The 22,921-nt window shown below is 68.0% G+C and carries 24 protein-coding genes and 1 tRNA gene; 5 read left to right on the top strand and 20 right to left on the bottom strand.

All coding sequences use genetic code 11. The features are described from left to right. Positions 1–21 precede the first annotated feature (21 nt). Positions 22–1,059 carry a cupin domain-containing protein gene (locus CDA09_RS08445; RefSeq protein WP_121428213.1) on the bottom strand — a complete coding sequence of 346 codons (1,038 nt, stop codon included), beginning with the start codon at positions 1,057–1,059 and terminating at the stop codon, positions 22–24. A 168-nt stretch (positions 1,060–1,227) separates the two neighbouring features. Between CDA09_RS08445 and CDA09_RS08440 the strand changes: the two genes are divergently transcribed. Beyond that, on the top strand, positions 1,228–2,154 hold the full coding sequence (locus tag CDA09_RS08440) for a LysR family transcriptional regulator (protein ID WP_121428212.1): 927 nt from the start codon (positions 1,228–1,230) through the stop codon (positions 2,152–2,154). Here the strand turns inward: CDA09_RS08440 and CDA09_RS08435 are convergent. The 5 genes from CDA09_RS08435 to nhaR form a co-directional block, all read right to left on the bottom strand. Continuing rightward, positions 2,151–2,990: a Rossmann-like domain-containing protein gene (locus CDA09_RS08435; RefSeq protein WP_121428211.1), complete on the bottom strand. Its 840-nt coding sequence runs from the start codon at positions 2,988–2,990 to the stop codon at positions 2,151–2,153. The two genes, CDA09_RS08440 and CDA09_RS08435, sit on opposite strands and share 4 nt — an antisense overlap. Next, a complete protein-coding gene (locus tag CDA09_RS08430) occupies positions 2,987–4,573 on the bottom strand; it encodes a VWA domain-containing protein (protein ID WP_121428210.1) in 1,587 nt (528 codons plus the stop codon). The genes CDA09_RS08435 and CDA09_RS08430 overlap by 4 nt, the downstream gene beginning before the upstream one ends. Before the next feature lie 6 nt (positions 4,574–4,579). After that, positions 4,580–6,001: an AAA family ATPase gene (locus tag CDA09_RS08425; protein ID WP_121428209.1), complete on the bottom strand. Its 1,422-nt coding sequence runs from the start codon at positions 5,999–6,001 to the stop codon at positions 4,580–4,582. A 64-nt stretch (positions 6,002–6,065) separates the two neighbouring features. Continuing rightward, positions 6,066–6,971 carry a YihY/virulence factor BrkB family protein gene (locus CDA09_RS08420; RefSeq protein ID WP_121430791.1) on the bottom strand — a complete coding sequence of 302 codons (906 nt, stop codon included), beginning with the start codon at positions 6,969–6,971 and terminating at the stop codon, positions 6,066–6,068. A 111-nt stretch (positions 6,972–7,082) separates the two neighbouring features. Then, positions 7,083–7,976: a transcriptional activator NhaR gene (gene nhaR / locus CDA09_RS08415; RefSeq protein ID WP_121428208.1), complete on the bottom strand. Its 894-nt coding sequence runs from the start codon at positions 7,974–7,976 to the stop codon at positions 7,083–7,085. A 171-nt stretch (positions 7,977–8,147) separates the two neighbouring features. Between nhaR and CDA09_RS08410 the strand changes: the two genes are divergently transcribed. Next, positions 8,148–9,005, top strand: coding sequence for a Tim44 domain-containing protein (locus tag CDA09_RS08410; RefSeq protein ID WP_121428207.1), 858 nt, complete (start codon positions 8,148–8,150; stop codon positions 9,003–9,005). 84 nt (positions 9,006–9,089) lie between these two features. Here CDA09_RS08410 and CDA09_RS08405 read toward each other — a convergent pair whose 3' ends face one another. Further along, positions 9,090–9,647: a 1-acyl-sn-glycerol-3-phosphate acyltransferase gene (locus CDA09_RS08405; RefSeq protein WP_121428206.1), complete on the bottom strand. Its 558-nt coding sequence runs from the start codon at positions 9,645–9,647 to the stop codon at positions 9,090–9,092. Positions 9,648–9,833: 186 nt separating this feature from the next. Between CDA09_RS08405 and CDA09_RS08400 the strand changes: the two genes are divergently transcribed. Beyond that, positions 9,834–9,910 (top strand) — tRNA-Met (locus CDA09_RS08400). 68 nt (positions 9,911–9,978) lie between these two features. On the opposite strand, the gene CDA09_RS08395 is transcribed toward CDA09_RS08400, so the two are convergent. The 10 genes from CDA09_RS08395 to nifH form a co-directional block, all read right to left on the bottom strand. Continuing rightward, complete coding sequence (locus CDA09_RS08395; protein ID WP_121428205.1) at positions 9,979–10,407, bottom strand: nitrogen fixation protein NifQ; 429 nt, start codon at positions 10,405–10,407, stop codon at positions 9,979–9,981. A 2-nt stretch (positions 10,408–10,409) separates the two neighbouring features. After that, a complete protein-coding gene (gene fdxB, locus CDA09_RS08390) occupies positions 10,410–10,709 on the bottom strand; it encodes a ferredoxin III, nif-specific (RefSeq protein ID WP_121428204.1) in 300 nt (99 codons plus the stop codon). A 48-nt stretch (positions 10,710–10,757) separates the two neighbouring features. Then, positions 10,758–10,949: a CCE_0567 family metalloprotein gene (locus tag CDA09_RS08385; protein ID WP_121428203.1), complete on the bottom strand. Its 192-nt coding sequence runs from the start codon at positions 10,947–10,949 to the stop codon at positions 10,758–10,760. A 13-nt stretch (positions 10,950–10,962) separates the two neighbouring features. Further along, positions 10,963–11,460 (bottom strand): NifX-associated nitrogen fixation protein, encoded by a 498-nt coding sequence (locus CDA09_RS08380; protein ID WP_121428202.1) that lies wholly within the window; start codon positions 11,458–11,460, stop codon positions 10,963–10,965. A 4-nt stretch (positions 11,461–11,464) separates the two neighbouring features. Beyond that, entirely contained in the window at positions 11,465–11,863 is a 399-nt protein-coding gene (gene nifX, locus CDA09_RS08375) for a nitrogen fixation protein NifX (RefSeq protein WP_121428201.1), read from the bottom strand. A gap of 31 nt (positions 11,864–11,894) precedes the next feature. Next, the gene (nifN, locus tag CDA09_RS08370) at positions 11,895–13,295 is read right to left on the bottom strand and encodes a nitrogenase iron-molybdenum cofactor biosynthesis protein NifN (protein ID WP_121428200.1); all 1,401 of its coding nucleotides are present in this window, start codon (positions 13,293–13,295) and stop codon (positions 11,895–11,897) included. Next, a complete protein-coding gene (gene nifE / locus CDA09_RS08365) occupies positions 13,288–14,727 on the bottom strand; it encodes a nitrogenase iron-molybdenum cofactor biosynthesis protein NifE (RefSeq protein ID WP_121428199.1) in 1,440 nt (479 codons plus the stop codon). The genes nifN and nifE overlap by 8 nt, the downstream gene beginning before the upstream one ends. A 69-nt stretch (positions 14,728–14,796) precedes the next feature. After that, on the bottom strand, positions 14,797–16,323 hold the full coding sequence (gene nifK, locus CDA09_RS08360) for a nitrogenase molybdenum-iron protein subunit beta (protein ID WP_121428198.1): 1,527 nt from the start codon (positions 16,321–16,323) through the stop codon (positions 14,797–14,799). An 11-nt stretch (positions 16,324–16,334) separates the two neighbouring features. Continuing rightward, positions 16,335–17,804, bottom strand: a complete 1,470-nt coding sequence (gene nifD / locus CDA09_RS08355) for a nitrogenase molybdenum-iron protein alpha chain (protein WP_121428197.1) — start codon at positions 17,802–17,804, stop codon at positions 16,335–16,337. 24 nt (positions 17,805–17,828) lie between these two features. After that, positions 17,829–18,701: a nitrogenase iron protein gene (gene nifH, locus CDA09_RS08350; RefSeq protein WP_121428196.1), complete on the bottom strand. Its 873-nt coding sequence runs from the start codon at positions 18,699–18,701 to the stop codon at positions 17,829–17,831. Positions 18,702–18,950: 249 nt separating this feature from the next. Here nifH and CDA09_RS23610 point away from each other — a divergent pair, with 249 nt between their 5' ends. Both CDA09_RS23610 and draG read left to right on the top strand, forming a co-directional pair. Further along, positions 18,951–19,772: an NAD(+)--dinitrogen-reductase ADP-D-ribosyltransferase gene (locus tag CDA09_RS23610; protein WP_286164426.1), complete on the top strand. Its 822-nt coding sequence runs from the start codon at positions 18,951–18,953 to the stop codon at positions 19,770–19,772. After that, a complete protein-coding gene (gene draG, locus CDA09_RS08345) occupies positions 19,769–20,686 on the top strand; it encodes an ADP-ribosyl-[dinitrogen reductase] hydrolase (protein WP_286164425.1) in 918 nt (305 codons plus the stop codon). The genes CDA09_RS23610 and draG overlap by 4 nt, the downstream gene beginning before the upstream one ends. Here the strand turns inward: draG and nifT are convergent. From nifT to nifB, 3 genes are all read right to left on the bottom strand, one after another. Further along, the gene (gene nifT, locus CDA09_RS08340) at positions 20,652–20,864 is read right to left on the bottom strand and encodes a putative nitrogen fixation protein NifT (RefSeq protein ID WP_121428195.1); all 213 of its coding nucleotides are present in this window, start codon (positions 20,862–20,864) and stop codon (positions 20,652–20,654) included. The two genes, draG and nifT, sit on opposite strands and share 35 nt — an antisense overlap. After that, the gene (locus tag CDA09_RS08335; protein ID WP_121428194.1) at positions 20,861–21,202 is read right to left on the bottom strand and encodes a nitrogen fixation protein NifZ; all 342 of its coding nucleotides are present in this window, start codon (positions 21,200–21,202) and stop codon (positions 20,861–20,863) included. The genes nifT and CDA09_RS08335 overlap by 4 nt, the downstream gene beginning before the upstream one ends. An 84-nt stretch (positions 21,203–21,286) precedes the next feature. Beyond that, positions 21,287–22,831 carry a nitrogenase cofactor biosynthesis protein NifB gene (nifB, locus tag CDA09_RS08330; RefSeq protein WP_286164424.1) on the bottom strand — a complete coding sequence of 515 codons (1,545 nt, stop codon included), beginning with the start codon at positions 22,829–22,831 and terminating at the stop codon, positions 21,287–21,289. Between the last annotated feature and the right edge of the window lie 90 nt (positions 22,832–22,921).

Genomic DNA, 22,921 nt, shown 5'->3' with positions numbered 1-22,921 from the left:
TGGGTCGTTTTAATTCGGCGATCAGGCACGCACTTCGTACACGCCGAGCTTCTTGTGCAGCGGGCTCTCGTCGGCGACGAAGATGAAGGCCGGCTCGCTCGCCGAACGGTTCTTAAGCGTCACGGGGGTGTAGCCGGGGGCGCAGCAGGTGTCGGCCGGCGACAGCGTGAAGGACTGATCCTCGACCGCCACTTCGGCACCGCCCTCGATCAGGTGGAACACCATTGCCGGCGAACGCGCGGGCAGGTTCAGCGTCTCGCCCGGGCGCAGCATCAGCGCCGAGAAGCCGAGGATGTTCTGGCAGTCGCCGCCGTTCTCGGGATTCACGTAGGCGACCTGCACGGCCTCGATGGCGGGCTGGGTCTCGGCCAGGCTCAGCAGCGCGGCGCGGGCGTCGGCCCAGGGGTAGCGCAGCATCGGGTACTGGCGCGAGCTGCCGCGGGAGAACACCGGCGAGGGCACGACGCCGCGAGCGTAGCTGCGCTCCAGGCACGAGCCAGTCACCGCCTGCTCCTTGCCTTCGACGGCGTAGGAGGTTTCCGTGTAATAGACGAGCGGCAGATCCAGCACGTCGAGCCACACCACCGGCCCCTTGCCGTCGTGGCCGTGCTCGTGCCACAGCCCGGTCGGCGTCAGGATCAGGTCGCCGCGGCTCATCGGGCACTTCTCGCCATCGACGGTCGTGTAGGCGCCCTCGCCTTCGACGATCATGCGCACAGCGTTCGGGGTATGCTTGTGCGACGGCGCCCACTCGCCCGACAGCAGCAGCTGCATGCCGAGGTACATCGCCGCGCTCGCTTGCATCTTCTCCAGGCCGTGGCCGGGGTTCGCGAGCACCAGCACGCGGCGCTCCGCCTTCTCGATCGGGGTCAGCTCGCCAGCCTGCATCAGCAGCGGGCGCAGCGCCTCGTAGGACCACATCACGGGCTTGGTGCGGCGGGAAGGCGTGCCCGGGGGCAGCACCGCGCGCAGGCTGGGCCACAGCGGCACCAGGTTCTGTGCGCCGAGGGACTCGCGGTAGGCGAGCGGCAGATCATCGAGACGACCAAGTTCCTGCATTCGTGACTCCTCCATCGGGGTATCGCTGCCGTTCAGGTGAAAAACCTTTGCGCCAGATCAAGGCGTGCAGCGATTCGTTGTGATGGGCGAAATTTATCGATCGATAAATATTTCGTCGATGCAATGCATGCAATAATTAAAATTCGAATTTCGAATATTGATCGCGCGATGAGCCCCCCCGACCTTCGCCTGCTGCAAGTCTTCGACGCCATCCACCGGACCCGCAGCGTGAGCCGTGCCGCCGACCTGCTGGAACTCGGCCAGCCCGCCGTCAGCATCGCGCTGGGCAAACTGCGCGAGCACTTCGCAGATCCCCTCTTCGTGCGCACGTCGAAAGGCATGGAACCCACCCCGCTCGCCGACGAGCTGGTGCAGCCGATCCGCAAGGCGCTCGACGCCCTCGACGCCGCCCTCGGCCATCGCAGCACCTTCGACCCTGCCGCGTCGGAGCGAAGCTTCCGCGTGTGCATGACGGACATCACCCATCTCGTGCTGCTGCCGCGCCTGTGGGGCACGCTGCGCGCGACGGCGCCGGGCATCCGCATCGAGATCGCCCCGCTGGACGACGACACCGGACGCAAGCTCGAATCGGGCGAAGCCGATCTCGCGGTCGGCTTCATCCCGGGCCTGGAGGCCGGTTTCTACCAGCAGGCGCTGTTCCGCCAGCATTACGTGTGCCTCGCCGGCGCCGACCACCCCCGCATCCACGGCGGATTGACGCTGGAACAGTTCCTGGCGGAAGACCATGCGGTGTTCGGCACCAGCGGCACCGGCCACCACGTCATCGAGCAGGAGATCGCCCGCCAGGACATCAAGCGCCGCATCGTGCTCGACATCCCGAACTTCCTCGGCGCTGCGTTCGTGGTCGAGCACACCGACCTGCTGATGATCGTGCCGCGCCGGCTGGGCGAGCTGCTGCGCGGCCGCGGCGACTTCAGCGTCCTGCCCGTTCCCTTCCCGCTACCCGATTACACGATCAAGCAGCACTGGCACGCGCGCTTCCACCACGACCCGGGCAATCGCTGGCTGCGAGCCCTGATCGCGGAGCTGATGTCGGAGGCGGGCGCGCGCCCGACACCTGCCGAAGCGACCTAGATCCTCGCGAGCAGGGCCTCGAAGCCCGGATAGGCAGCCGCCGCGATGGCGCACTTGTGCGCATAGTCGCCGCGCTCGCGCCCGCTGCGCAGCGCATCGACGAAGCCCCCGCGATCCTGCACCCAGGTCCCGCCCACGAGCGTCACGCCGCGGGCGAACAAGGCATCCGGCAGGCAGCCCGCGCTCGGTCCGATCATTGCGAACCAGCGCGCGTCGCGACAGAAACCCAGCATGTGGTCGAGGGTGTCGTTGAGCAGCAGCGTGCTGGTCGACAGCACCTTGCCGCACCCCGCCAGCTCCGCCGGGTCGAGCGTCACGCGGTAGCCGTCCCGGTCACCCGCGAGTTCCGCCTTGAGCTCGACGACCGTGAGCTCGGCGCCGGCCTTCAGGATGCGGCCAAGGAGCGGCGTGAACAGCCCGATCATGCCGATGCGCTCGCCCGCCTGCGGGTCCAGCCCGCCGATCGAATCGGCACTGGTATCGGGCCGATAGCCGGCGCGGTCGAAGAAGCAGCGCGTCAGCGCGTTCGCGGCGGCGAAACCGAGCGTGCGCCGGATGCCGCTGCCCTTCGCATAGGCCCGCGCGAGGTCGAGCGCATCGGCGCCCGCGAGCGCAAAGCCGCCCTCCCCCTCGCGCATGCGTTCCAGCGTGTCGTCGAGCAGCACGTACGAGAGCCCCAGCGAACCGTCGTCGAGCTCCAGCGCACAGAACTCCCCGCGATCGCCGGGCAAGGGCGCGTCCCCGGCCGGCGGCAGATGCAGCGCGCGTACCCGCGGCAGAGGTCCGCGCGCGGCGAAGCGTTCGAGTTGTGCGAGGTAGGTTTCGGCAAAGTTCATGCGGAAGTCTCCGGGGAATCCTCAAGGTCGCCCCGGTGCCGGCCCGCGCGCACTGCGGCGGAAGCCGCCGCCCCGGAAGTCGTGGAATCGCGGTTCGCCTGCGTGCGCAGCGCACCGGGGAAGAACCGTGCGGTGAGGCTGTTCGATTCGAGCGGCGACTCGGTGTCGACGCCGCCGCAGCGGCGCCAGTCGCGCACCCAGAAGATGTCGTCGGCGACTTCGAGAAAGCCGATCGTCTCGCGGTCGCCCACCAGCACGCCCTGCACGCGCAGTCCGCGCTCGTCGCGCATCGTCCGCAGGCGTGCGGCAACGTCGGGCGTCGCACCGAACTCGCCGTCGGACACGATCACGAGGTCCGCCTCGCGCCAGCGCGCCTCCTCGAGCTTCGCGAGCGCCGCCTCGATCGGCCCGCACACGTCGGTGCCGCCGCGAAACGCCTGGCCGAGGAAGCGCGCCAGCCGCCCGATGCCGTCCGCGTCGACCGGCAGGCTCATGTCGACGATCTCGCCCGGGCCGCCGAACGTGAACACGTGGCACGCCCGCTTCTGCGCATGCGCCGTGCGCACCGCCTCCAGCACTGTCGCCTTCGCCACCGCCTCGGCGCCCCCGCGCATCGACCCCGAGGTGTCGACGCACAGCAGCATCGGCCCCATCTCCAGGCGCTTCGCCGACTGCGGCCGCGGCGTCGGACGCTGCACCGCCTCTTCGTGGCGGCGGATCTCCTGCATGCGGTCGTCGTCCTCGTAGCACAGCAGCGTCCGCTCGGCGCGTCGCGCATGCCACACGAGACGCAGGCGCGGATGGCCGAGCAGCATCGCCTCGGCCGGCAGCATGCGCGCGACGCGATCGGCGCGGTGGATCCCGCGCGTCTCGCCCGGCATGTCGGGCACGCGCACCGTGCTGCGTTCCGCGCGATGGGCCGTCGCCTCCTCGATCGCCAGCTCGGTGACGCGCCCGGCCGCATCCGGCTCGTCCGTCTCCGACGCCCGCCCCAAGCGACGGATGAGGTCCGCAAGCTCTGGCAGGCGCTCCAGCAAGCGGCGGATGCGCACCACCTCCTGCCAGCCCTCGCTGCGCAGCAAGCCGCGGATGCGGTCGAAACGCGTGCTCTTGGCATCGTCGGGACACATGCCGAAGACGTCGGCCAGCTCGTCCATGTCGCCGCAACGGTCCTGCCAGTCGGCAGCGAAGGCGTCCACGGCCATCGCGACCGCCCGCGCCTCGTCGGCGCCCCGGTCGCGGTAATCGACGATGAAATCGACATGGAAGAGGAGGCTCATCAGCACCGTGTCCGCCAGCTCGCCCTCCTCCCGGCAGTAGCGCGCGAGCTCGAGCGACTGCATCGCCTCGGCCAGTCCGCGCGCGATCGCGGGCGGCGGCCAGCGCCACGCCTCGAACGGCAGCAACCGCCCCGTGACAAGCGCCGCGCGCAGCTCCGCCAGGGCGGCGAGGCGCGCCTCCACGCTGCCCTGCGCGTTCGTGAGCCCGCCCAGCCACAAGCCGCGCACCAGCCCGTCCAGCGCCACGAGCCGGCTTTCCTGCGATTCGAAGAGCAGCGGCGCGGGCGTGGCGACGGCGGTCATGCTCGCTCAGGCGGCGGAAAGCGGCTCGTGCCGGACAGGCGCCGGAACCTCGCCGCCCTCCCCCGCCGGCAGGCGCGGCAGCGACTCGAAGCCGGCACGCGCTTCGAGGATCCGCTCACGCAGATCGGCGATCACCCGCGCCGTCCCCGCGAGGCTCCCGTCAGCGCGTCCCACGAGCTCCGCATCCAGCCACAGACTGCGCGCGCGGTACGCGGTCAGATCCCGGCGGCGCGCATCGAGCTCCGCAGCGTACGCATCGAGGCGCACGACCAGCTCGTCGATCTGCCGCGTACGCGCGCCGATGTGCGCCGGGCCGTAGCGGCGCTGCCGCGTGTGCGTCAGCCGCAGCGCCTGCGCCCCGCGCTTGGCGTCGCCGATCTCCTCGGCGAGATCCGTGGCCGAGAAGCGCAAGCGGCCGCTCTCGTCGTAATCCAGGTCGTTCGCGTTGCGCTCGGCCTGCAGCTGCGCGTCGAACGCCTCGACGATGCGCGTGACACGCGGCGGCGCAAACGCCTCGCGCACGCCGAGCCGCGCACACAGCCAGTCGCCGAGCGCGGCCTGGCGCGGCGCGTCGGGTGCCGTGCACCACGGCAGCAGCAGCAGATCCCACAGCGACACGACACCCCGCCCCTCGCTCGCCGCGGCGATGCGCAGAAGGCGCGCCGCCTTCACCCAGCGGCGGTCGGACACGTACACTTCCGCGGCCCCGAGATGCGCGCGCAGCTCGGCGAACATCGCCGTCACCTCGGCCGGCACCACCACCAGCCCCGCCGCGGCACCGAGCGCATCAAGGTCGGCCGCACCGAGCGCCTCGTCATGCTCCGGCGCTTCCCAGCACCGCGCCAGATCGGCGCCCAGCAGCTCGCCAAAACCTTCCGCGCTCACCGGCGCGACCGTCACCCGCAGCAGGAAGCGGTCGAAGAAGGCTTCCGCGATCTCGTCCTCCGGCACCTCGTTGGTCGCCCCGATCGCGCTGATCAGGGGGCAGCGCTGCCGCCCTGCGCCGTTGTCGAATTCGCGTTCGTTGAGCAGCGTCAGCAGCGCGTTGAGGATCGCGCTGTTGGCCTTGAAGACCTCGTCGATGAAGGCAATCGACGCATCCGGCAGGAAACCCGCGGTATGGCGTTCGTAGCGATCCTGCTCGAGCGCCTGGATCGACAGCGGCCCGAACAGCTCCTCCGGCACCGAGAAGCGCGTCAGCAGCCGCTCGAAGTAGCGCGCATCGCGAAAGGCGAGATGCAGCCGGCGCGCGAGCTCGCTCTTCGCGGTGCCCGGCGGCCCGATCAGCAGCGTGTGTTCGCCCGCGAGCGCCGCGAGCAGCGCAAGGCGCACGACATGGGAACGCTCGACCAGGCCACGCTCGAGCGTCGCGACGAGACCGGCGAGGCGGTCATGGAGATCCGGAACGGATGGGCGGACTGTCGGCATTTGGCGATAGTAGCGCGGCCCATCGGCAAGGGAATTGATCCCTGCGAAATTTGTCCGGCCCGATTCAGTCGTCCTGCATCAGCTCGCGATGCACGCGCACGGCCGTGACCCGCGGCTGGATGACCTGCCCGCGCGCCTCCACGTTGGCGCGCGTAAACGCCGCACCCAGCAGCAGAATCAGCGACGAGTAGTTCACCCACATCAGCAGGAGCACCAGGGAACCCGCCGCCCCATATGTCGACGCGGTAGCCGTCGTCGACAGGTACAACGCGATGAGGCTGCGCCCCACCGCGAACAGCAGCGCGGTGACCAGCGCCCCGAGCCACACGTCGCGCCAGCGCAGCAGCACGTCCGGCAACACGCGGAAGATCGTCGCGAACAGCAGCGTCACGACGAAGAGCGACACCCCCCAGTCGAGCCCGATCAACAGCGGCGACGGAATCGGCACCCAGTCGCTCGCGAACTCGACCACCGCCCGCACCGCGACGCTCAGGAGCAGCGACACCAGCAGCACGAACCCGATCGCAAGCACGATCGTCATCGACAGCAGGCGGTTCTTCAGATAGATCACGATGCTGCTGCGCGTCGGCCGCGGCGCGACCGACCAGATCGAGTTCAGCGCCGTCTGCATCTGCCCGAACACCGTCGCCGCACCGAACAGCATCGCCGCGAAACCCGCGAGCGTCGGCAGGATGCCGCTCTGCTTGATGCGGCTCGCCGCGACCGCCGTCTGCACCGCCTGGGCCGCCTGCGCACCGATCGCCGCCTCCAGCTGCTGCGCCATCTCGCCCTGTGCCGCGGACTCCCCGAGCACCAGGCCGACGACCGTGACCACGACGATCACGACCGGCGCCACCGAAAACACCGTGAAGAACGCCAGCGCCGCCGCATGCACGAACACCTGCGCGTCCAGCCACAGCCGCACGCTCCGCTTCAGCACGCCGATCCAGTAACGCGCCCATCTCGTCATCGTCGCCACTCCCATCCGATGAGCTCCTTTTTCCGGCCCGACAGCTCGCTTGCATGTGATTGCCGCCTTGATACCCTCCGGCGAGCATGAGGGCAAGCGTTCCGCATCCCTTCAGGCGGAGGCCTGCTCCGCCCCGGCAAGCAGGCGGCGGATCACCGGATGGTCCACCTTGCGCTGCGCCGAGATCGCATAGAAATGCTCGACCACGTCCGGGCAGCGCCCCAGCAACGCAAGCCCGCGCGAGCGCGTGAACTCCTCCGACGACAGCTCGGGCGCAGGAAAGGCCCCGAGACCGCTTTCGCCGAACGTCGCCAGCAGCGCGCTGTCCTCGAACTCGCCGACCACGCGGGGACGAATGCCCTGGCGTGCCAGCCAGTCGTCGAGCCGGCTGCGCACTGCCGAGTCGGCCGTCGGCAACAGCAGCGGCAGCTCCGCGAGGCAGGCAGGGAAACGTTGTTCGACCGTCCGCGCGATGTCGGCCCGCACGTACCACGCGATCGGCGATTTGCCCATGCGGTGGCTGAACACCCGCAGGTTCGGATTCGCCGGCGCCGGCCGGTCGGCGAGCACCACGTCCAGGCGGTGCAAGGCCAGATCGGCGAGCAGGTCGTCGAAATCGCCCTCCTGGCACTGCAGGCGCAGGTTGGGCGTTTCGACGGCCGGCTGCAGCAGGTGGCGCACCGCCGGCTTCGGCAAGGCGTCGGCGATTCCCACCGCGAGGCGCACGCCCTGCGCTTCCGCCGCCTCCTGCACCGCCGCCGGCAGGGCCTCGCCCAGCTGGAAGATCTGCTCGGCGTAGCGCACGGCCGTCGCGCCGGCTTCGGTCAGCTCGATGCCGCGCCCCACCGACCGGAACAGCGAAAATCCGAGCGCGCGTTCGAGTTCCCGGACCTGGGTGCTCACGGTCTGCACTGCCATTTCGAGCCGCTCCGCGGCCCGCGCGATGCCGCCTTCCTTCGCGACGACCCAGAAGTAGTACAGGTGACGGTAGTTGAGCGGTTGCATGCTTACTTCCATTTTTTCTGAGTTAATGTACTTTAAACTCATCTTCATCGGAAGTTCAAGTATCCGTATCCTCCAACGGTCGTGCGCACCAACCGGTGCTGCGGACCGCCAGCTCCCTGCGGGGAGCCTGCGGGACATGGAATTCAAACATCCAGAGGAGGCTCAACCCTTATGAAACTCACCCGAATCCTGCTCACCGTCTGCGCGCTCGTGCTGAGCGTCGGCCTGACGGCGAACGATGCCGAAGCCAAGCGTCTCGGCGGCGGCAAGTCGTTCGGCACGCAAAGCAGCACGGCGCCGTCATCCACCGCCAGCGCCCGCACGGCCACCCCGCCGGCCGCGGCTGCGCCCGCACAGGCGCCGCGCAAGAACTCCTGGCTCGGCCCCGTCGCCGGTCTGGCAGCCGGCCTCGGCCTTGCCGCCCTCGCCTCGCATCTCGGCTTCGGCGAAGAATTCGCCAACATGATGATGATCGGCCTCCTCGTGCTAGCCGCCGTGGTCGCCTTCCGCATGTTGACGCGCAAGCGCACGCAGGGCCCCGCCATGCAGTATGCCGGCATGGGCGCCGGTGGCGGCAGCATCCCGACGCAGTCGCAACCCCTGCCCGCCGACGGCAGCGCCGCGCCTGCAGCCGCGCCGGCCGCCGCCAACGCACTGCCCGCCGGCTTCGACGCGGAAGGTTTTGCGCGCCAGGCCAAGGTGAACTTCATCCGTCTGCAAGCGGCCAACGATGCGGCAAACCTCGACGACCTGCGCGAATTCGTGACGCCCGAGATCTTCGCCGAACTGCAGATGCAGATCCGCGAGCGCGGCACTGCGCCGCAGCAGACCGAAGTGATGGAACTCAACGCCGAAATCGCCGAAGTCGTCGAGGAAAACCGCCGTTACCGCGTCGCGGTCCGCTTCAGCGGCCTGATCCGCGAAGAAGCCGGCGCGGCCCCGGTCGACTTCAGCGAGATCTGGCACCTCACCAAGCCGGTCGACGGCAACCAGGGCTGGCTGGTCGCAGGCATCCAGCAACTGAACTGATAAAAACCCCAACCCCAAGAGAGCGCAAAGGGCGACCGGTCACAGGCCGGTCGCCCTTTTTTCCTTCCTGATTCGCGCGGCGACTCAGCCCCGCTCTTCCCCGAAGCGGATCTCCCCCGCATTCTGCGGGTGCTTCCCCTGCCGGCCCGCATAGAAGTCGCGAATCGCGGCGAGATCGCGCTCCGCATCGCCGCTGAGCGTCAGCCACGCACCGATTCCCAGTTCGCGACGGCCGTAGTCGATAAACACGAGCCCGAGCGGAACCCCCGCCTGCACCGCCAGGTGATAGAAACCGGACTTCAATTGCGGCACATGCCCGCGCGTTCCCTCGGGCGCGATCGCGATGAACAGCCGCTCGGACTCCGCATAGCGCCGCACCAGCTGCCCGATGAAACCCGTACTCACGCGTCGATTCACCGGAATACCACCCAACCAGCGGAACAGCACGCCGAAGGGCGGACGAAAGAGCGAATCCTTGGCGACATACGAGATCCCCAGCCCGGAGGCCGAACGCGCCAGCACACCAAGCGGGAAATCCCAGTTGGACGTGTGCGGATACACCATCAGCACTCCCTTCGGGCCCGGAGGCGGCGCGATCACCACGCGCCACCCCGCCAGACGTAACAACAATCGCGCCAGCATCGACCGCAATTCCCCCGAAAACCTGCAAAATCCGCTGAATCTGCGGACAATTCGCAGCCCTCACCAGACCGCAGTGCACTATCCGGCAAATGCCCCCCGGGTGACAACTCGTGGCGCCGGCAAAAAGATTTTGCAAAAAGTTCTTGCGCACGGATCTGAAATTCGCTATAGTTTTGCTTCTCCAGACGCGGGGTGGAGCAGTCTGGCAGCTCGTCGGGCTCATAACCCGAAGGTCGCAGGTTCAAATCCTGCCCCCGCAACCAAACAAGAAAATGGCCTGCACGTTCGTGCAGGCCATTTTCGTTTGCAATTGACATGGCGCCGTTTCGCGCTAGATCGCCAGTTGCCGCAGCGGCAGTTCCTCGCTGCCGAAGCAGTCGGCGTAGTGGGCGCAGACGCCGCAGGACGGGGCGCGGCAGGCACGGATGCCGACCTGGGCGCAGAGCTCCCGATAGAAGAACTTCTTCCAGCGCATCCGGCTCACATTGCGGGCAGCGACGCGCGGGAAATGGGCGTGCAACAGTTCCGAGAGCACCGTTCGCGAGGGCAGGCCGAGGTCGTGCCAGAGGTGGTCGTCGCCCATGCATGCGCGGGCCACGGCTTCGGCCAGGGCGATTACGTCGGGATCTTCGGCGGCACTGGCATCCAGCAACAGCGCCCGCAGGTCGGCGTACTCCTCATGGCGCTCGCCGGCCACCTGCAGTTCGCCGCCCTCTTTCCAGCGGGGCGAGATCAGCGCCAGATAGTCGGCGGGCATCATGATCAGACCGCCGCAGGCGCGTAACTGATGCAGCGCCGCGCGCAGTTGTTGTTGCAGGATTCGCAGCCGACGCAGTTTTCCGGCTGCGCGATGCTCATCACCTTCTTCTCGTATTCCTCATCGTCGTCGGCGTCGATCGCCACCAGTTCGCCATCATCATCGATCGCCATGAGCTGCAGCACCTCCCGAGCGCAGGTCTTGAAACAGCGGCCGCAGCCGATGCATTTCTCCTGGTTGATGGCGGCGATGAATCGGGGCGTCCAGGCGACGCCCGACGGCAGGATGACGGTGTAGTGGCTCATGGGCGGGTTCCGTAGTGAAGGCGGGAGAGCTGCGACAGGCGGAAACGTTCAGCCGAGGGCCGCCAGCTGGCGGCGTGCTTCGGCCAGCCGGGCGTAGGCGTCGAAGGTCTGCTGCGCCTGCTCGGGGATGCGCTCCCAGCCTGTGGGCAGTTCCTCCGACAGGTCGTGGAGGTCCATCTTGCTTTGCGTGGCCTGGGCGTTGAGCTTCCTGACCAGGGCCTTGAGTTCGTCGGCGTTCATGGGCACACCTCGATCAGAAATTGGCGACCTCGGGAAAGCGGGCGATCATCGCCACGGCCTCGCGGACGATGCCGTCGCCCGCTTCGGCGAGGGCCGCCAGGCTGTCGAAACCGAAGCGGTGGATGTCGCGGTGGTACTTCGAATAGACGATCAGGCGGCCGCTGGACAGGATCGCGCGGCCGAAGCCCTCATGGTTGATCTTGATCGTCGGCGAGGCGATCAGCCCGCACTGGCGCTCGATGGCGAGGCCGGCGGCGGCGTAGAAGAGATCGAGTCGCCAGAGGACGGCCGGATCGGGGTCGTCGATGATGGAGATGAGCTTGCGCGCCGCCTTGTCCACGACGTAGGGGGCGAGGACCTCGGCGTCGGATTTCCTGCCCCAGCGGCCGTAGGGATCCTGGGCGCGCAGCTGCTTGACGAGCTCGGCGAGGAAGGGCGAGGCGGAGACGAGCGTCGCAAAGTCTGCGGAGGCCACGCCTGCCGGCGCGGTGGTCATGGGCGTCTCGGACATGGGTTTATTCCTCGGCGAAGTCGAAGGAGCGTTCCTGGCCCTTGAGCAGAACCTTGCGCAGCCACGGCGGCGGTGTGCCCTTGAGGACTTCCTGCAAGCGCTCGATGATCTGGGCGATGGGCTGCGGGATGGGCACCTTCACCGGATGCACCCGCAGGTTCACCACCTTGGCCGCCGCCGAGCCGCCGATGGCGGCGACATAGACGATGGCGCAGTCCTTGATGGCCTCCAGCTTGGGCTGCAGCTTGTCCTCGCTGCCGTCCTCGGCGAGGTCGCCGGCAAACTCGGCGATCCCCACCAGCCGGCTGGCCTCCGGCTGGACCTCGTAGATGGCGATCTTCCTCGCCCAGCCGAAGTGGGCGTCCACCTCGAGCATGTTTTCGGTGGCAAACGCGACTTTCATACGGGGCGCTCCTTGGGGATTGGTGGGGGAATCAGTGACGAGTGACAGGCGGCGGCTCCAGCGCCCCGCCGGCCGCTTCCCCGCGTCCGGCGGGGTGGAAGTCGGCGGGGCTGGCGTGCTGTTCGTGGTCGTTGAGCCGGGCGATGAAGACATTGGCCACCTCGAAGATGAGATTGCGGGTGCCGCGGTAGCCGACCGACACCTGGTGGGTGGCGCCCAGGCGGTCGAAGCTGGGGATGCCGGCGCGGTAGAGGGGCAGACCCAGACGCTGGGCGGCCTGGCGGCCGTGGGAATGGGTCACCAGGAGGTCGCAGCCCTCCTCCACTGCGGCCGCGGCATGCTCGAAGTCGTCGAGATCGCCGATACGCACCGTGGCGCAGGGCAACTGCGGCAGGATCGGCGTTTCGGTGGGCGCCACCGCCACCGGCACCTCGGCGCCCATCTCGGTGAAGAAGGAGACCAGGGTGTGCAGCAGGTCGGCCTCGCCGGCGACCGCGATGCGCTTGCCGCCGAAGTAGAAGTGGCCGTCGAGCATGGCGTCCAGCAGCTGGCTGCGCTGGCGCTTGTATTTCGCCGGCACCTCGTTGCCGGAAACCTCGGCCAGCAGGCCGATCAGGGCGTCGCTGGCGGCGAGGCCGGTGAGCCGGTCGAAGAGCCGGAAGGGGACGCCGGCGATGCGCTCCAGGGCGGCCGCCGCGGGGCGCATCTGCTCGCCGATGGCGATGGTCAGCGCCGCTTCGCCCATCCTGCGCACGTCCTCGACGCGGGTGCCGCCCAGGGTGTGGGGCAGGAAGGTCTCGGGGATGTGGCCGTCGAGGGAGCCGGAGAGGTCGGGGAGGATCACCGGGTAGAGGCCGAAGGCCTCGACGATCTCCCGCAGTTCCTCGAGGTCGCCGGGAGTGAGGTGGCAGGGGGCGAGGATGTTCACCTGCCAGGGGGTGCGCACCTTGGAGGGCCGCACCAGGCTCGTCACCATGCACTCCACCGCCTTGCCCCAGCCCTCCTGGAAGCCGCCGACGAAGTCGGGGGTGGGGGTGAAGACCACTTCCATGCCGGCGAGCTCGGGATGGCGGGCGCGGATGTCGGTGAGGAAGCCGGCCACGTCGTCGCCCTTGGCCTCGGTGATGCCGGTGGAGCACAGGCCGATCAAGGCCGGGTTGGCCCGCTTGTGGATGTTCACCAGGGCCTGCTCGATGTTCTCCTGGCCGCCGAGGATGGTGGTTACCTCGCTCATGGCAGTAGTCTGCAGGGGGATGGTCTCCCGGAAGTGGCGCACGAAGAGCACCAGGCCGAAGGCGGTGCAGCCTTGCGAGCCGTGCAGCAGGGGCAGGCAGCGGTCCATGCCGAGGAAGGCCAGGGCGGCGCCGATGGGGGCGCTCATCTTCAGGGGATTGACGGTGCAGGCCTTGCGGCCGGCGAGGATCTCAGCCATGACGCAACTCCTGGTCCGCGAACGCGCTCTCGCCCTCGTCCGCGACTTCCTGAAGGTCCCACGGGGCCAGCGTCTTCACCTGGGCCCAGATGGGGTTGTGAAGGGCCTTGTCGATCTCGGCGACGAGATTGACGATGCCGTCGTAGCCGGCGTAGGCGTGGTGGCGCTCCTGGTTGATCTCCACCCAGGGGGTCTTGGCCTTCAGCGCCACGAACTGGGAGCGGCCGCCGGAGAGCATGACGTCGGCCTTCGACTCCTTGAGCATGCGGTACATCTCCCGGGGCGGCAGCTCGTCGAACATATGGGCGTCGGTACCCATGATCTCCACCACCTTCTCCCGGTCGTGGGCGGTGGATTTGCGCATCGAGGTGCCGACGATCTCCAGGCCCACCTCCTGCAGCGCGGAGACGACGCTCCAGGACTTCACGCCGCCGGTGAACAGCAGCACCCGCTTGCCCTGGAGGCGTGCCTTGTAGGGCTCCAGCCGCGCCCAGGCGCGGGCCTCCTCGCGGGCGATGAGGGCCTCGGCGCGGGCCGGCAGGTCGGCGGGAGCGCCCTGCGCCACCAGCAGGGCGCTGATCCTGCGCAGGCAGTCGGACATGTCGGCGATGCCGTAGAAGCTGCCCTCGAAGAAGGGGATGCCGTAGCGCTCGTCCATCTTGCGCGCGATGTTGATGAGCGCCTGGGAGCACAGCATGATCGCCGCCTTCGCGCGGTGGGAGACGGCGATGTCGCGGTAGCGGGCGTCGCCGCAGAAGCTCGCGAGGACGCGAATGCCGAGCGCTTCAAACAGCGGCTGCACCTGCCAGAACTCGCCAACGACGTTGTACTCGCCGATGAGGTTGATGTCGCAGTCCGTGGTGAATTCGGGCTCCAGCGTGCCCACCACATGGTCGAGCAGCGCCTCGCCGCCGAGCTTGTTGCCGAGGTTCTTGCTGCCGGCGAAGCCCGGCGCGTTCACCGGGATCACCGGCAGGCCGAACCTGGCGCTGGCGGCCTGGCAGACGGCGTCGATGTCGTCGCCGATCATCGCCGGCAGGCAGGTCTGGTAGACGAAGATGGCGGGCGGCCTGACCGTCTCGGCGATCTCCTTGATCGCCCGGTAGAGGCGCTTCTCGCCGCCATAGACGACGTCGAACTCGCCCATGTCGGTGGTGAAGCCGGTGCGGTAGGTCTGGGCGCCGGAGGAGTAGACGTGGCGCGAATCCCAGGAATTGCCTTCGCAGGCGATGGGGCCGTGCACCAGGTGGGCGACGTCGACGATCGGCTGCAGGGCGATCTTGGCGCCGTCGAAGGCGCAGCCGCCGGCGGCGGCGCCGGGGGTCAAGGGCTTCTTGCAGCCGGCCTTGCGCGCCTTGTCGCTCTTGGCCTGGTTGGTGGCGCATCCCGGTTCGATCAGCAGGCTGTCGATTCTCTGTTTGGGGACGCTCATGATGGTCTCTCGTCGGTCCTGCGAATCCACCGGCGGGCAGCTACCGCAGTGGCTGCCCGCCGGTGCCGGTCAGCGCACCAGGTCGAAGCTCGGCGAGCCGTCCACCGTGCTCGCGTCCAGGGTGTCGAAGATCTTGTCGAGGATCTTCACCAGGACGTTGAGGCCGCCCTGGTAACCCCAGATGGGGAAGCGGTGGTGGTGGTGGCGGTCGAAGATCGGGAAGCCGATGCGGATCAGCGGCGTGCCGGTGTCGCGCTCCAGGTACTTGCCGTGGGAGCTGCCGATGAGGAAGTCCACCGGCTCGGTGGCCAGCAGCGAGCGCATGTGCCACAGGTCCTTGCCCGGCCACAGCTTGGCCTCCTGGCCGAAGGGGCTGGCGGCCAGCAGCTGTTCCATCTTCTCGACGAAGTCCTTGGTCGAGTTGGTGCACACGATGTGCACCGGCTCGGCGCCGAGTTCGAGGAGGAAGCCGGTGAGGCCCAGCAGCATGTCGGGGTCGCCGAAGAGGGCGAACTTCTTGCCGTGGAGGTAGGCCTGGGAGTCGGCGATGGCGTCCACCAGGCGGCCGCGCTCCAGCTCCAGGCTGGCCGGGATCGGCTTGCCGGTGAGCTCGGAGACCGCCATCAGGAAGGCGTCGGTGCCGGCCACGCCGATCGGGCAGTGGAGGCTGACGGCCTTCTGGCCGACCTTCTCCACGTACTCCGCCGACTTCGCCGCCGAGATGCCCTGCATGAAGATGGTGCCCTTGGCGTGCAGCGCATTGACCGCGTCGTCGTACCTGGTGCCGCCGGCGAACATGTTGAATTCACCGTTGGTGGGCGTGTCGTAGACGTCCGAGGTGTCGGAGAGGACGGTGTACTCGACGTCCATCTCCGCCAGCAGGCGCTTGACCTCCCGCAGGTTGGCGACGCAGTAGCCGTCGAAGCCGCCGTTGATGTTGATCGACGCCGATTCCTTACGCTCCCTGCCCTCCCAGAAGTGGGTGAGGCAGCCCTTGAGCATGTTGTCGTAGCCGGTGACATGGCTGCCGACGAAGCTCGGGGTGTGGGCGAAGGGGACCGGGAAGTCCTTGGGGATCGAGCCCTTGTCCTTGGCGGTCTTGATGAAGGCATCCAGGTCGTCGCCGATGACTTCCGCCATGCAGGTGGTGCTGACGGCGATCATCTTCGGCTTGTAGAGGGCGTAGGCGTTGGCGAGGCCGTCCACCATGTTGGTCAGGCCGCCGAACACCGCCGCGTCTTCCGTCATCGAGTCGGAGACGGCGGACACCGGCTCCTTGAAGTGGCGGTTGAAGTGGGAGCGGAAGTAGGCGACGCAGCCTTGCGAGCCATGCACGTAGGGCAGCGTGCCCTCGAAGCCGGCGGCGGCCATGACGGCGCCGAGGGGCTGGCAGGCCTTGGCCGGGTTGATGGTGAGGACCTCACGGGAGAAGTTGATCTCCCGGTATTCCCAGGTCTTGGTCCAGTCACAGGTCTTCTTCACCTCGTCGACCGGCACGGTGTGTTCGAAGACGCGCTTGCGCTCGAACAGCTCCTTGTACTCCGGCGTCTGGAAGAGTGCGCTGTGGTCGAGCACTTTCTCGGCAGATTGAGCCATGCTGATTCTCCTTACTTTTTCCAGGGCGCCTTGGTCAGCGACCACACGGGGCTGTTGATCGCCATGTCCATGTCGCGGGCGAAGATCGCGAAGCCGTCGTAGCCGTGGTAGGGGCCGGAGTAGTCCCAGCTGTGCATCTGGCGGAAGGGGATGCCCATCTTCTGGAAGATGTACTTCTCCTTCACGCCGGAGCCGATCAGGTCGGGGCGGATCTTCTCGGCGAACTTCTCCAGTTCGAAGCCGGAGACGTCGTCGTAGATCAGGGTGCCGTCCTTGATGTAGCCGGTGGTGCGCTGGTAGTCGTCGCCGTGGCCGAACTCGTAGCCGGTGCCGACCACTTCCATGCCCAGGTCCTCATAGGCGCCGATGACGTGGCGCGGGCGCAGGCCGCCGACGTAGAGCATCACCTTCTTGCCTTCCAGGCGCGGCTTGTACTTGGCGATCACGTCGGCGCACAGCTGCTCGTGCTTGGCGATGACCTTCTCGGCGTTGGCCTTGATGGTGTCGTCGAAGAGCGCGGCGATCTTGCGCAGGGACTCGGCGATCTTGGTCGGGCCGAAGAAGTTGTACTCCATCCAGGGCACGCCGTACTTCTCCTCCACGTGCCGCGCGATGTAGTTCATCGAGCGGTAGCAGTGCAGCAGCAGCACCTTGGCCCGCGGCATCATCTCGATTTCCTTGAGGGTCGCATCGCCGGTGCCCTGGCCGATGACCCGCAGGCCCATCTCCTCGAGCAGGATGCGCGAGGCCCAGGCGTCGCCGCCGATGTTGTAGTCGGCCATCAGCACCACGTCGTAGGGGGTGGACTCGAAAGGCGCCTCGTAGTCCGCCTTGTCGAACACCCAGTCGCGGATCGCGTCGTTGGCGATGTGGTGGCCCAGGGACTGGGACACGCCGCGGAAGCCTTCGCAGCGCACCGGGACCACGGTCAACCCGGTCTCCTTGTGCTTCTTCTTCGCGACCGCCTCGATGTCGTCGCCGATGAGGCCGATGGGGCACTCGGACTGCACCGAGACACCCTTGGCCAGCGGGAAGACGGTCTTGAGCTCGTCGATCAGCTTGTCCAGCTTCTTGTCGCCGCCGAAGACGATGTCCTTCTCCTGGAAGTCGGACGTGATTTGCAGGGCGGCGAAGCTATCCACGCCCGAGGTGCCGTTGGCGTAGTTGCGGCGGGTAGCCCAGGAGTACTGGCCGCAGCCCACGGGACCGTGGGAGACGTGCACCATGTCCTTGATCGGACCCCACACCACACCCTTGGAACCGGCGTAGGCGCAGCCGCGGATGGTCATCACACCGGGCAGGGACTTGATGTTGGACTTGACACCGCAGTCGGGCTTGCCTTCCTCGTACACGTTGAGGTGCTTGGCGCGCTTCTTCCCGGCCTTCTCCGGGTAGGTCGCGAGGACCTCCTGGATGAGGGCCCTCCTGTCGGCAACTTCGCGGGTCTTGTCATCCGCAGTTTCGTCGATTACAGCACTCATCTCGATTCTCCTGTGCGCTGGCGCTTAGGCCACGGCCTTGGCCTTGCCGACGATGCTGTCGTCTTCCTTCTGCATGATCCCGAACTCGAGCAGCAGGTCTTCCAGCTCTTCCATGCTGATCGGGGTGGGGATAGTGCCGTTGCCCTTGTTGGCATGCACCTTGCGCGCGAGTTGGCGGTATTCCTCGGCCTGCTTGCACTCGGGATCGTATTCAAGGACCGTCATGCGGCGCAGTTCGGCGTGCTGGACGACGTTGTCGCGCGGCACGAAGTGGATCAAGGAGGTGCCAAGGCGCTTCGCCAGCGCGTCGGCCAGTTCCCATTCCTTGTCGGTCTGGCGCTCGTTGCACACCAGGCCGCCCAGGCGCACGCCGCCGGTGTTGGCGTACTTCAGGATGCCCTTCGAGATGTTGTTCGCGGCGTACATCGCCATCATCTCGCCGGACATGACGATGTAGATTTCCTGGGCCTTGTTCTCGCGGATCGGCATCGCGAAGCCGCCGCACACCACGTCGCCGAGCACGTCGTAGGAGACGTAATCCACGCCGTCGTAGGCACCGTTCTCCTCGAGGAAGTTGATCGCGGTGATGACGCCACGGCCGGCGCAGCCGACGCCGGGTTCCGGGCCGCCCGACTCGACGCAGCGGATGTCGCGGTAGCCGACGCGCAGCACGTCCTCGAGCTCCAGGTCCTCCACCGAGCCGGCCTCGGCGGCGAGCGAGAGCACCGTGTCCTGCGCCTTGGCGTGCAGGATCAGGCGGGTCGAGTCGGCCTTCGGGTCGCAGCCGACGATGAGGATCTTCTGGCCCATTTCGGCCAGCGCCGCGAGGGTGTTCTGGGAGGTGGTGGACTTGCCGATCCCGCCTTTGCCGTAGAACGCGATTTGACGCAGACTCATTTCAACTCTCCTTGAGTGGTTTAACTGGCATCCGGCGAGGCCGGCACGACCTCCTTTCAGCAATGGCTGTGCCAAGCGCTGCAAAACCGGCGGAAACGCCCGTCTGGCGCGGCTTTCCGGCGATCTCGGGGGCCACGTGGAGGCATGTCGCGAAGCCGACAAATGCGTGGTCCTGTCCCACACGCGACGTGTCGGCAGTGGCGCCGAAGCGACGCCGGCGGCACGGCGCGCTTCTTGCACGGGGCGGGCATGGACTCCCCGCGCTCCCTTCCGCCCCTCCCGATCGGCCACAGCACGAACCTGATCGGCGTCCCCACCGCCGTGCTGGCAAGCAGCGCCTTCCAGGACACCCCGCTGCCGCTTGCCATCAGCGGCGTGCGGCAGACGAACGGGGCGCTCTTCGCGATGCTCCACGACGCCCGCTCCGCGAGCGATGCGGTTGCGGCATTCCGGATCTACATGCGCGCCGTATTCGATCTGGATGGCCCGCCGGAGCGCGACGCCGCCGGCCGCAGGCGCTATCGTGCGAACTATCAGCGGCTGCTGCGCGGCTGGGGATTCGATGCCAACGGCAAGGAGGGGGCGGTGCTCAAGGGCTGGGTGGAGTCGCGCTTCGGCCTGCTGCCGACCTTCCACAAGGAGATCCTGGGGCGCTATCCGTCCCCCGCATGGATGGCCTATACGGAGGAGAAGATGGCGGCGCGCTTCCACAACAACTGCATCCTCTTGCAGCTCGACCTGCTCTACGAGTTCGCGCAGCGCTTCCTGCGCCGCTGGCTCTACCCCGGGCGCAGCCACGTCACCCTCTACCGCGGCGTGAACGACTTCGGCGAGCATCTGCTGGTCGAGCGCCTCGACCGCAGGCGCGCTGTCGTACGACAGAACAATCTCGTCTCGTTCACGACACAACGCGACGTGGCCGACCAGTTCGGCGACACGATCCTCGAAGTGGACGTGCCGCTGTCGAAGATCCTCTATTGCAACGCGATGGCCCCCGGGCCGGTGCTGCGCGGCGAAGGCGAGGTGCTGGTGATCGGCGGCGACTACCGCGTGCGGCTGGGCTACCTGTGAGCGGCGAACCCACCCTGCTCGACCGCGCCCGTGGCGCCTACCTGGGGCTCGCGGTGGGCGACGCCCTGGGGGCGACCGTGGAGTTCCTCACTCCCGGCGAGATCCGCCACCAGTACGGCGAGCTGAAGGACATCGTGGGCGGCGGCTGGCTCAGGCTGAAGGCGGGCCAGGTGACCGACGACACGCAGATGTCGCTCGCCCTCGGCGAAGCGATCCTCGTCGCAGACGGCTGGCACCTGCCGACCATCGCCGAGCACTGGCTCGCATGGCTGAAGGGCAAGCCGATCGACGTCGGCAACACCTGTCGCCGCGGCCTTGCCCGCTACGGGCGCGAGGGCAGCCTGCACGGCCCGGCGAACGACGGCGATGCGGGCAACGGCGCGCTGATGCGCAACCTGCCGACGGTGCTGCTGGCCCACTACGACCCGGCCCTGCTGCACCGCCTGTCGATCGACCAGGCCCGCATCACCCACCATCACCCGCTGTCGGACGCCGCCACCGAGGCGCTCGCGCAGATGACCGCGGCGCTGCTTCACGGTGCGAAGCGCTCCGAGGTGATCGGCATCGCGCAGGATCTGGTGGCGCGCCACCGGCAGTTCCGCTTCGCCCCCTACCCGGGGCGCACCAGCGCCTACGTCGTGGACACGGTGCAGACGGTACTGCACGCCTTCTTCACCAGCGCGGGTTTCGAGGATTGCCTGCGGCGGACGGTGAACCTCGGCGGCGACGCCGACACCACCGGTGCCATCGCCGGCATGCTGGCCGGGGCGCGCTGGGGCGCGGCGGCGATTCCCGCGCGCTGGCTACGCAAACTGGAGCGGCCGGCACGTGCCGCCATCGAGCGGCAGGTGCCGGCCCTCCTCGCCCTGGGCGACGCAATCAGTCGCCGGCCAACCGCCGCGCCTCGACCGTGACCGGCAGGCGGGTGTCGAAGGGCAGGTCCGGCAGCTCCAACTGCCAGCCGTTGTCGAGCGTGGCCGTGCTGCCCCACAGACGGTCGTCCGCCAGTTCGACGATGCGCGCCTCGAGGTCCTTCTTCGGCACGTAGATGGAATAGCCACCGCCCGCTTCCTTGCGTACTGTCACTTTCATGCTGTTGCCTCCATGGATTCCGCGAGGCCGCCGATGACCTCGCCGGGGACGTCGGCATCGTCCGCCGCGATGCGGTCGAGGGAGCGCAGTTCGCGCCCCTTCATGCCCACCACGTAGCCGCGGTCGACGAAATCGATGCCGTAGATGTAGAACTGCTGCAGGAAGGAGCCGATGCTCTTGACGTAGCCGACATCCCCCTTCTTCACCAGCAGGTCGCCGAGTTCCTTGCCGCCGAAGGTGCCGTCGTTGCGCACGTTCTTGCGCGAGACGACCTTTTCGCCGTAGTCGAAGGCGGGCGGGCCGTCGAGTTCGACGAAGTCCGAGTCGCGGGCTAGCATGCCGGCCCTCGCAAGGCGGCCGTGGCGGAAGTGAGGGTGAGACACATCGTCGTTCTCCTGAAGGTCGATGAAGTATTGCGAAGCTCAGGCGGCGGACGCCGCAACAGCCTGGCGGGCGACGGTTTTGCCGAACCAGTCGAGGAGCGAAGCCTCGATGTATTCGTGGGCGTAGTCCTCCACCGCAGCGATGCCCGCCGCGGCCAGGTCCTTGCGCGGGCAGTGGCCGATCTTCGCCACCAGCACGGCACTGCAGCCGGCCAGCGCCTGCACGATGCCGGGCATCGCCTCGTCGTCCTCATAGCCGCCCTGGCAATAGAGCTCCACCTTGCGATGTCCAACGAATCTCGCGCCGGCGGCAGAGACCTCGTAGATCTGGAATTCCTCGGCGTGGCCGAAGTGCTGGTTGATGCGCCCTGAGCCCTTGGTGGCCACCGCCACCAGCCGGGATGCATCGACTTGCCCGGCTACGACCGGCAGGGCCGCCAGCGCCACCTGGCGCGCCGCCGCCTGATCGCCCCGCTCCTTGTCCACGAAGGCACGGTAGGCTTGGCGGGCCTCCACCACGCGTGCCGGCTCGATGCCCGCGGCGATCGCTGCGATGCTCTCCATGCCGAACTCGCCGCCGCGATCCTCGCCGAGCATGCCCACGGCGTCGGCGCGGCACTGCCGGCAGTGGCGCATCAGCTGCATGTCGCCCTCGCAGCGGTCCTGCAGGGCCTTCAGCTCCTCGGGCGTCGGCCCGCGCTGGCCGGTGAGACCGAAGTGGGTGCCATGGGCCGGGTCGGAGATGAGCGGCATGATGTTGTGCAGGAAGGCGCCGCGGGCCTTCACGGCAGCGTTCACCGCCATGAGGTGCGCGTCGTTGATGCCGGGAATCATCACCGAGTTCACCTTCACCAGCACGCCGGCCGCCACCAGGCGCTCGAGGCCCAGCATCTGCCGCTCGTGGAGGATGCGCGCCGCCTCCATGCCGTGGAAGCGCTTGTGCCGGTAGAAGATCCACGGGTAGATGCGCGCCCCCACCTCGGGATCGACCATGTTGATGGTGATGGTGACGTGGTCCACCCCCAGGTCGCGGATGCGCTCGACGTGGTCGGGCAGCGCCAGGCCGTTGGTGGACAGGCACAGGCGCAGATCGGGCGCGGCGGCCTTGATCAGGTCGAAGGTGCGGAAAGTCTTCTCCGGATTCGCCAGCGCATCGCCGGGGCCGGCAATGCCCACCACCGACAGCTGCGGAATGTGCGCCGCCACCGCCAGCACCTTGGTCGCCGCCTGCTCGGGCGTGAGCTTCTCGCTGACGACGCCCGGGCGGCTCTCGTTGGCACAGTCGAACTTGCGGTTGCAGTAGTTGCACTGGATGTTGCAGGCCGGCGCCACGGCGATGTGCATGCGGGCGAAGTGGTGGTGCGCCTCGGCGCTGTAGCAGGGGTGGTCATGCACCTTGGCGCGGATGTGTTCGGGCAGCGCCGACGACGAAGCGGAACCGCAGCCGCCTTGCTGCGCCGTCCCGCAGCCGCCGGCGGGCGGCGCGGCGCGGCCGACGGCGAGAGGGATGATGCGGCGTGGCGCGCTCGCCGTCCGCATGGACTGGGAAGCAGACAGTGCGACGGTCGAAGGGGGCAAGGCCATGGCATTCTCCGTTGAGCCTGTTCGTCTCGGCGCGCAAGGCGGCGCCATGGCTCCCCCCATTGCAACGCCCGTGCCACCGCGGGCGACATC

Origin of the sequence: Azoarcus sp. DN11 (assembly GCF_003628555.1) — a bacterium.
Lineage (GTDB): Bacteria > Pseudomonadota > Gammaproteobacteria > Burkholderiales > Rhodocyclaceae > Aromatoleum.
This window is presented reverse-complemented; position numbering and strand designations above follow the sequence as displayed.

Coding starts and splice junctions, on each gene's coding strand:
- CDA09_RS08435 (WP_121428211.1), bottom strand. CDS start 2,990: ATGAACTTTGCCGAAACCTACCTCGCACAACTCGAACGCTTCGCCGCG.
- CDA09_RS08445 (WP_121428213.1), bottom strand. CDS start 1,059: ATGCAGGAACTTGGTCGTCTCGATGATCTGCCGCTCGCCTACCGCGAG.
- CDA09_RS08430 (WP_121428210.1), bottom strand. CDS start 4,573: ATGACCGCCGTCGCCACGCCCGCGCCGCTGCTCTTCGAATCGCAGGAA.
- CDA09_RS08440 (WP_121428212.1), top strand. CDS start 1,228: ATGAGCCCCCCCGACCTTCGCCTGCTGCAAGTCTTCGACGCCATCCAC.
- nifK (WP_121428198.1), bottom strand. CDS start 16,323: ATGGCTCAATCTGCCGAGAAAGTGCTCGACCACAGCGCACTCTTCCAG.
- CDA09_RS08425 (WP_121428209.1), bottom strand. CDS start 6,001: ATGCCGACAGTCCGCCCATCCGTTCCGGATCTCCATGACCGCCTCGCC.
- CDA09_RS08335 (WP_121428194.1), bottom strand. CDS start 21,202: ATGCTAGCCCGCGACTCGGACTTCGTCGAACTCGACGGCCCGCCCGCC.
- nifN (WP_121428200.1), bottom strand. CDS start 13,295: ATGGCTGAGATCCTCGCCGGCCGCAAGGCCTGCACCGTCAATCCCCTG.
- nifX (WP_121428201.1), bottom strand. CDS start 11,863: ATGAAAGTCGCGTTTGCCACCGAAAACATGCTCGAGGTGGACGCCCAC.
- nifE (WP_121428199.1), bottom strand. CDS start 14,727: ATGAGCGTCCCCAAACAGAGAATCGACAGCCTGCTGATCGAACCGGGA.
- CDA09_RS08420 (WP_121430791.1), bottom strand. CDS start 6,971: ATGACGAGATGGGCGCGTTACTGGATCGGCGTGCTGAAGCGGAGCGTG.
- nifH (WP_121428196.1), bottom strand. CDS start 18,701: ATGAGTCTGCGTCAAATCGCGTTCTACGGCAAAGGCGGGATCGGCAAG.
- CDA09_RS08380 (WP_121428202.1), bottom strand. CDS start 11,460: ATGTCCGAGACGCCCATGACCACCGCGCCGGCAGGCGTGGCCTCCGCA.
- CDA09_RS08395 (WP_121428205.1), bottom strand. CDS start 10,407: ATGATGCCCGCCGACTATCTGGCGCTGATCTCGCCCCGCTGGAAAGAG.
- nhaR (WP_121428208.1), bottom strand. CDS start 7,976: ATGCAACCGCTCAACTACCGTCACCTGTACTACTTCTGGGTCGTCGCG.
- CDA09_RS08405 (WP_121428206.1), bottom strand. CDS start 9,647: ATGCTGGCGCGATTGTTGTTACGTCTGGCGGGGTGGCGCGTGGTGATC.
- fdxB (WP_121428204.1), bottom strand. CDS start 10,709: ATGAGCCACTACACCGTCATCCTGCCGTCGGGCGTCGCCTGGACGCCC.
- nifT (WP_121428195.1), bottom strand. CDS start 20,864: ATGAAAGTGACAGTACGCAAGGAAGCGGGCGGTGGCTATTCCATCTAC.
- nifD (WP_121428197.1), bottom strand. CDS start 17,804: ATGAGTGCTGTAATCGACGAAACTGCGGATGACAAGACCCGCGAAGTT.
- CDA09_RS23610 (WP_286164426.1), top strand. CDS start 18,951: ATGGACTCCCCGCGCTCCCTTCCGCCCCTCCCGATCGGCCACAGCACG.
- CDA09_RS08410 (WP_121428207.1), top strand. CDS start 8,148: ATGAAACTCACCCGAATCCTGCTCACCGTCTGCGCGCTCGTGCTGAGC.
- nifB (WP_286164424.1), bottom strand. CDS start 22,831: ATGGCCTTGCCCCCTTCGACCGTCGCACTGTCTGCTTCCCAGTCCATG.
- CDA09_RS08385 (WP_121428203.1), bottom strand. CDS start 10,949: ATGAACGCCGACGAACTCAAGGCCCTGGTCAGGAAGCTCAACGCCCAG.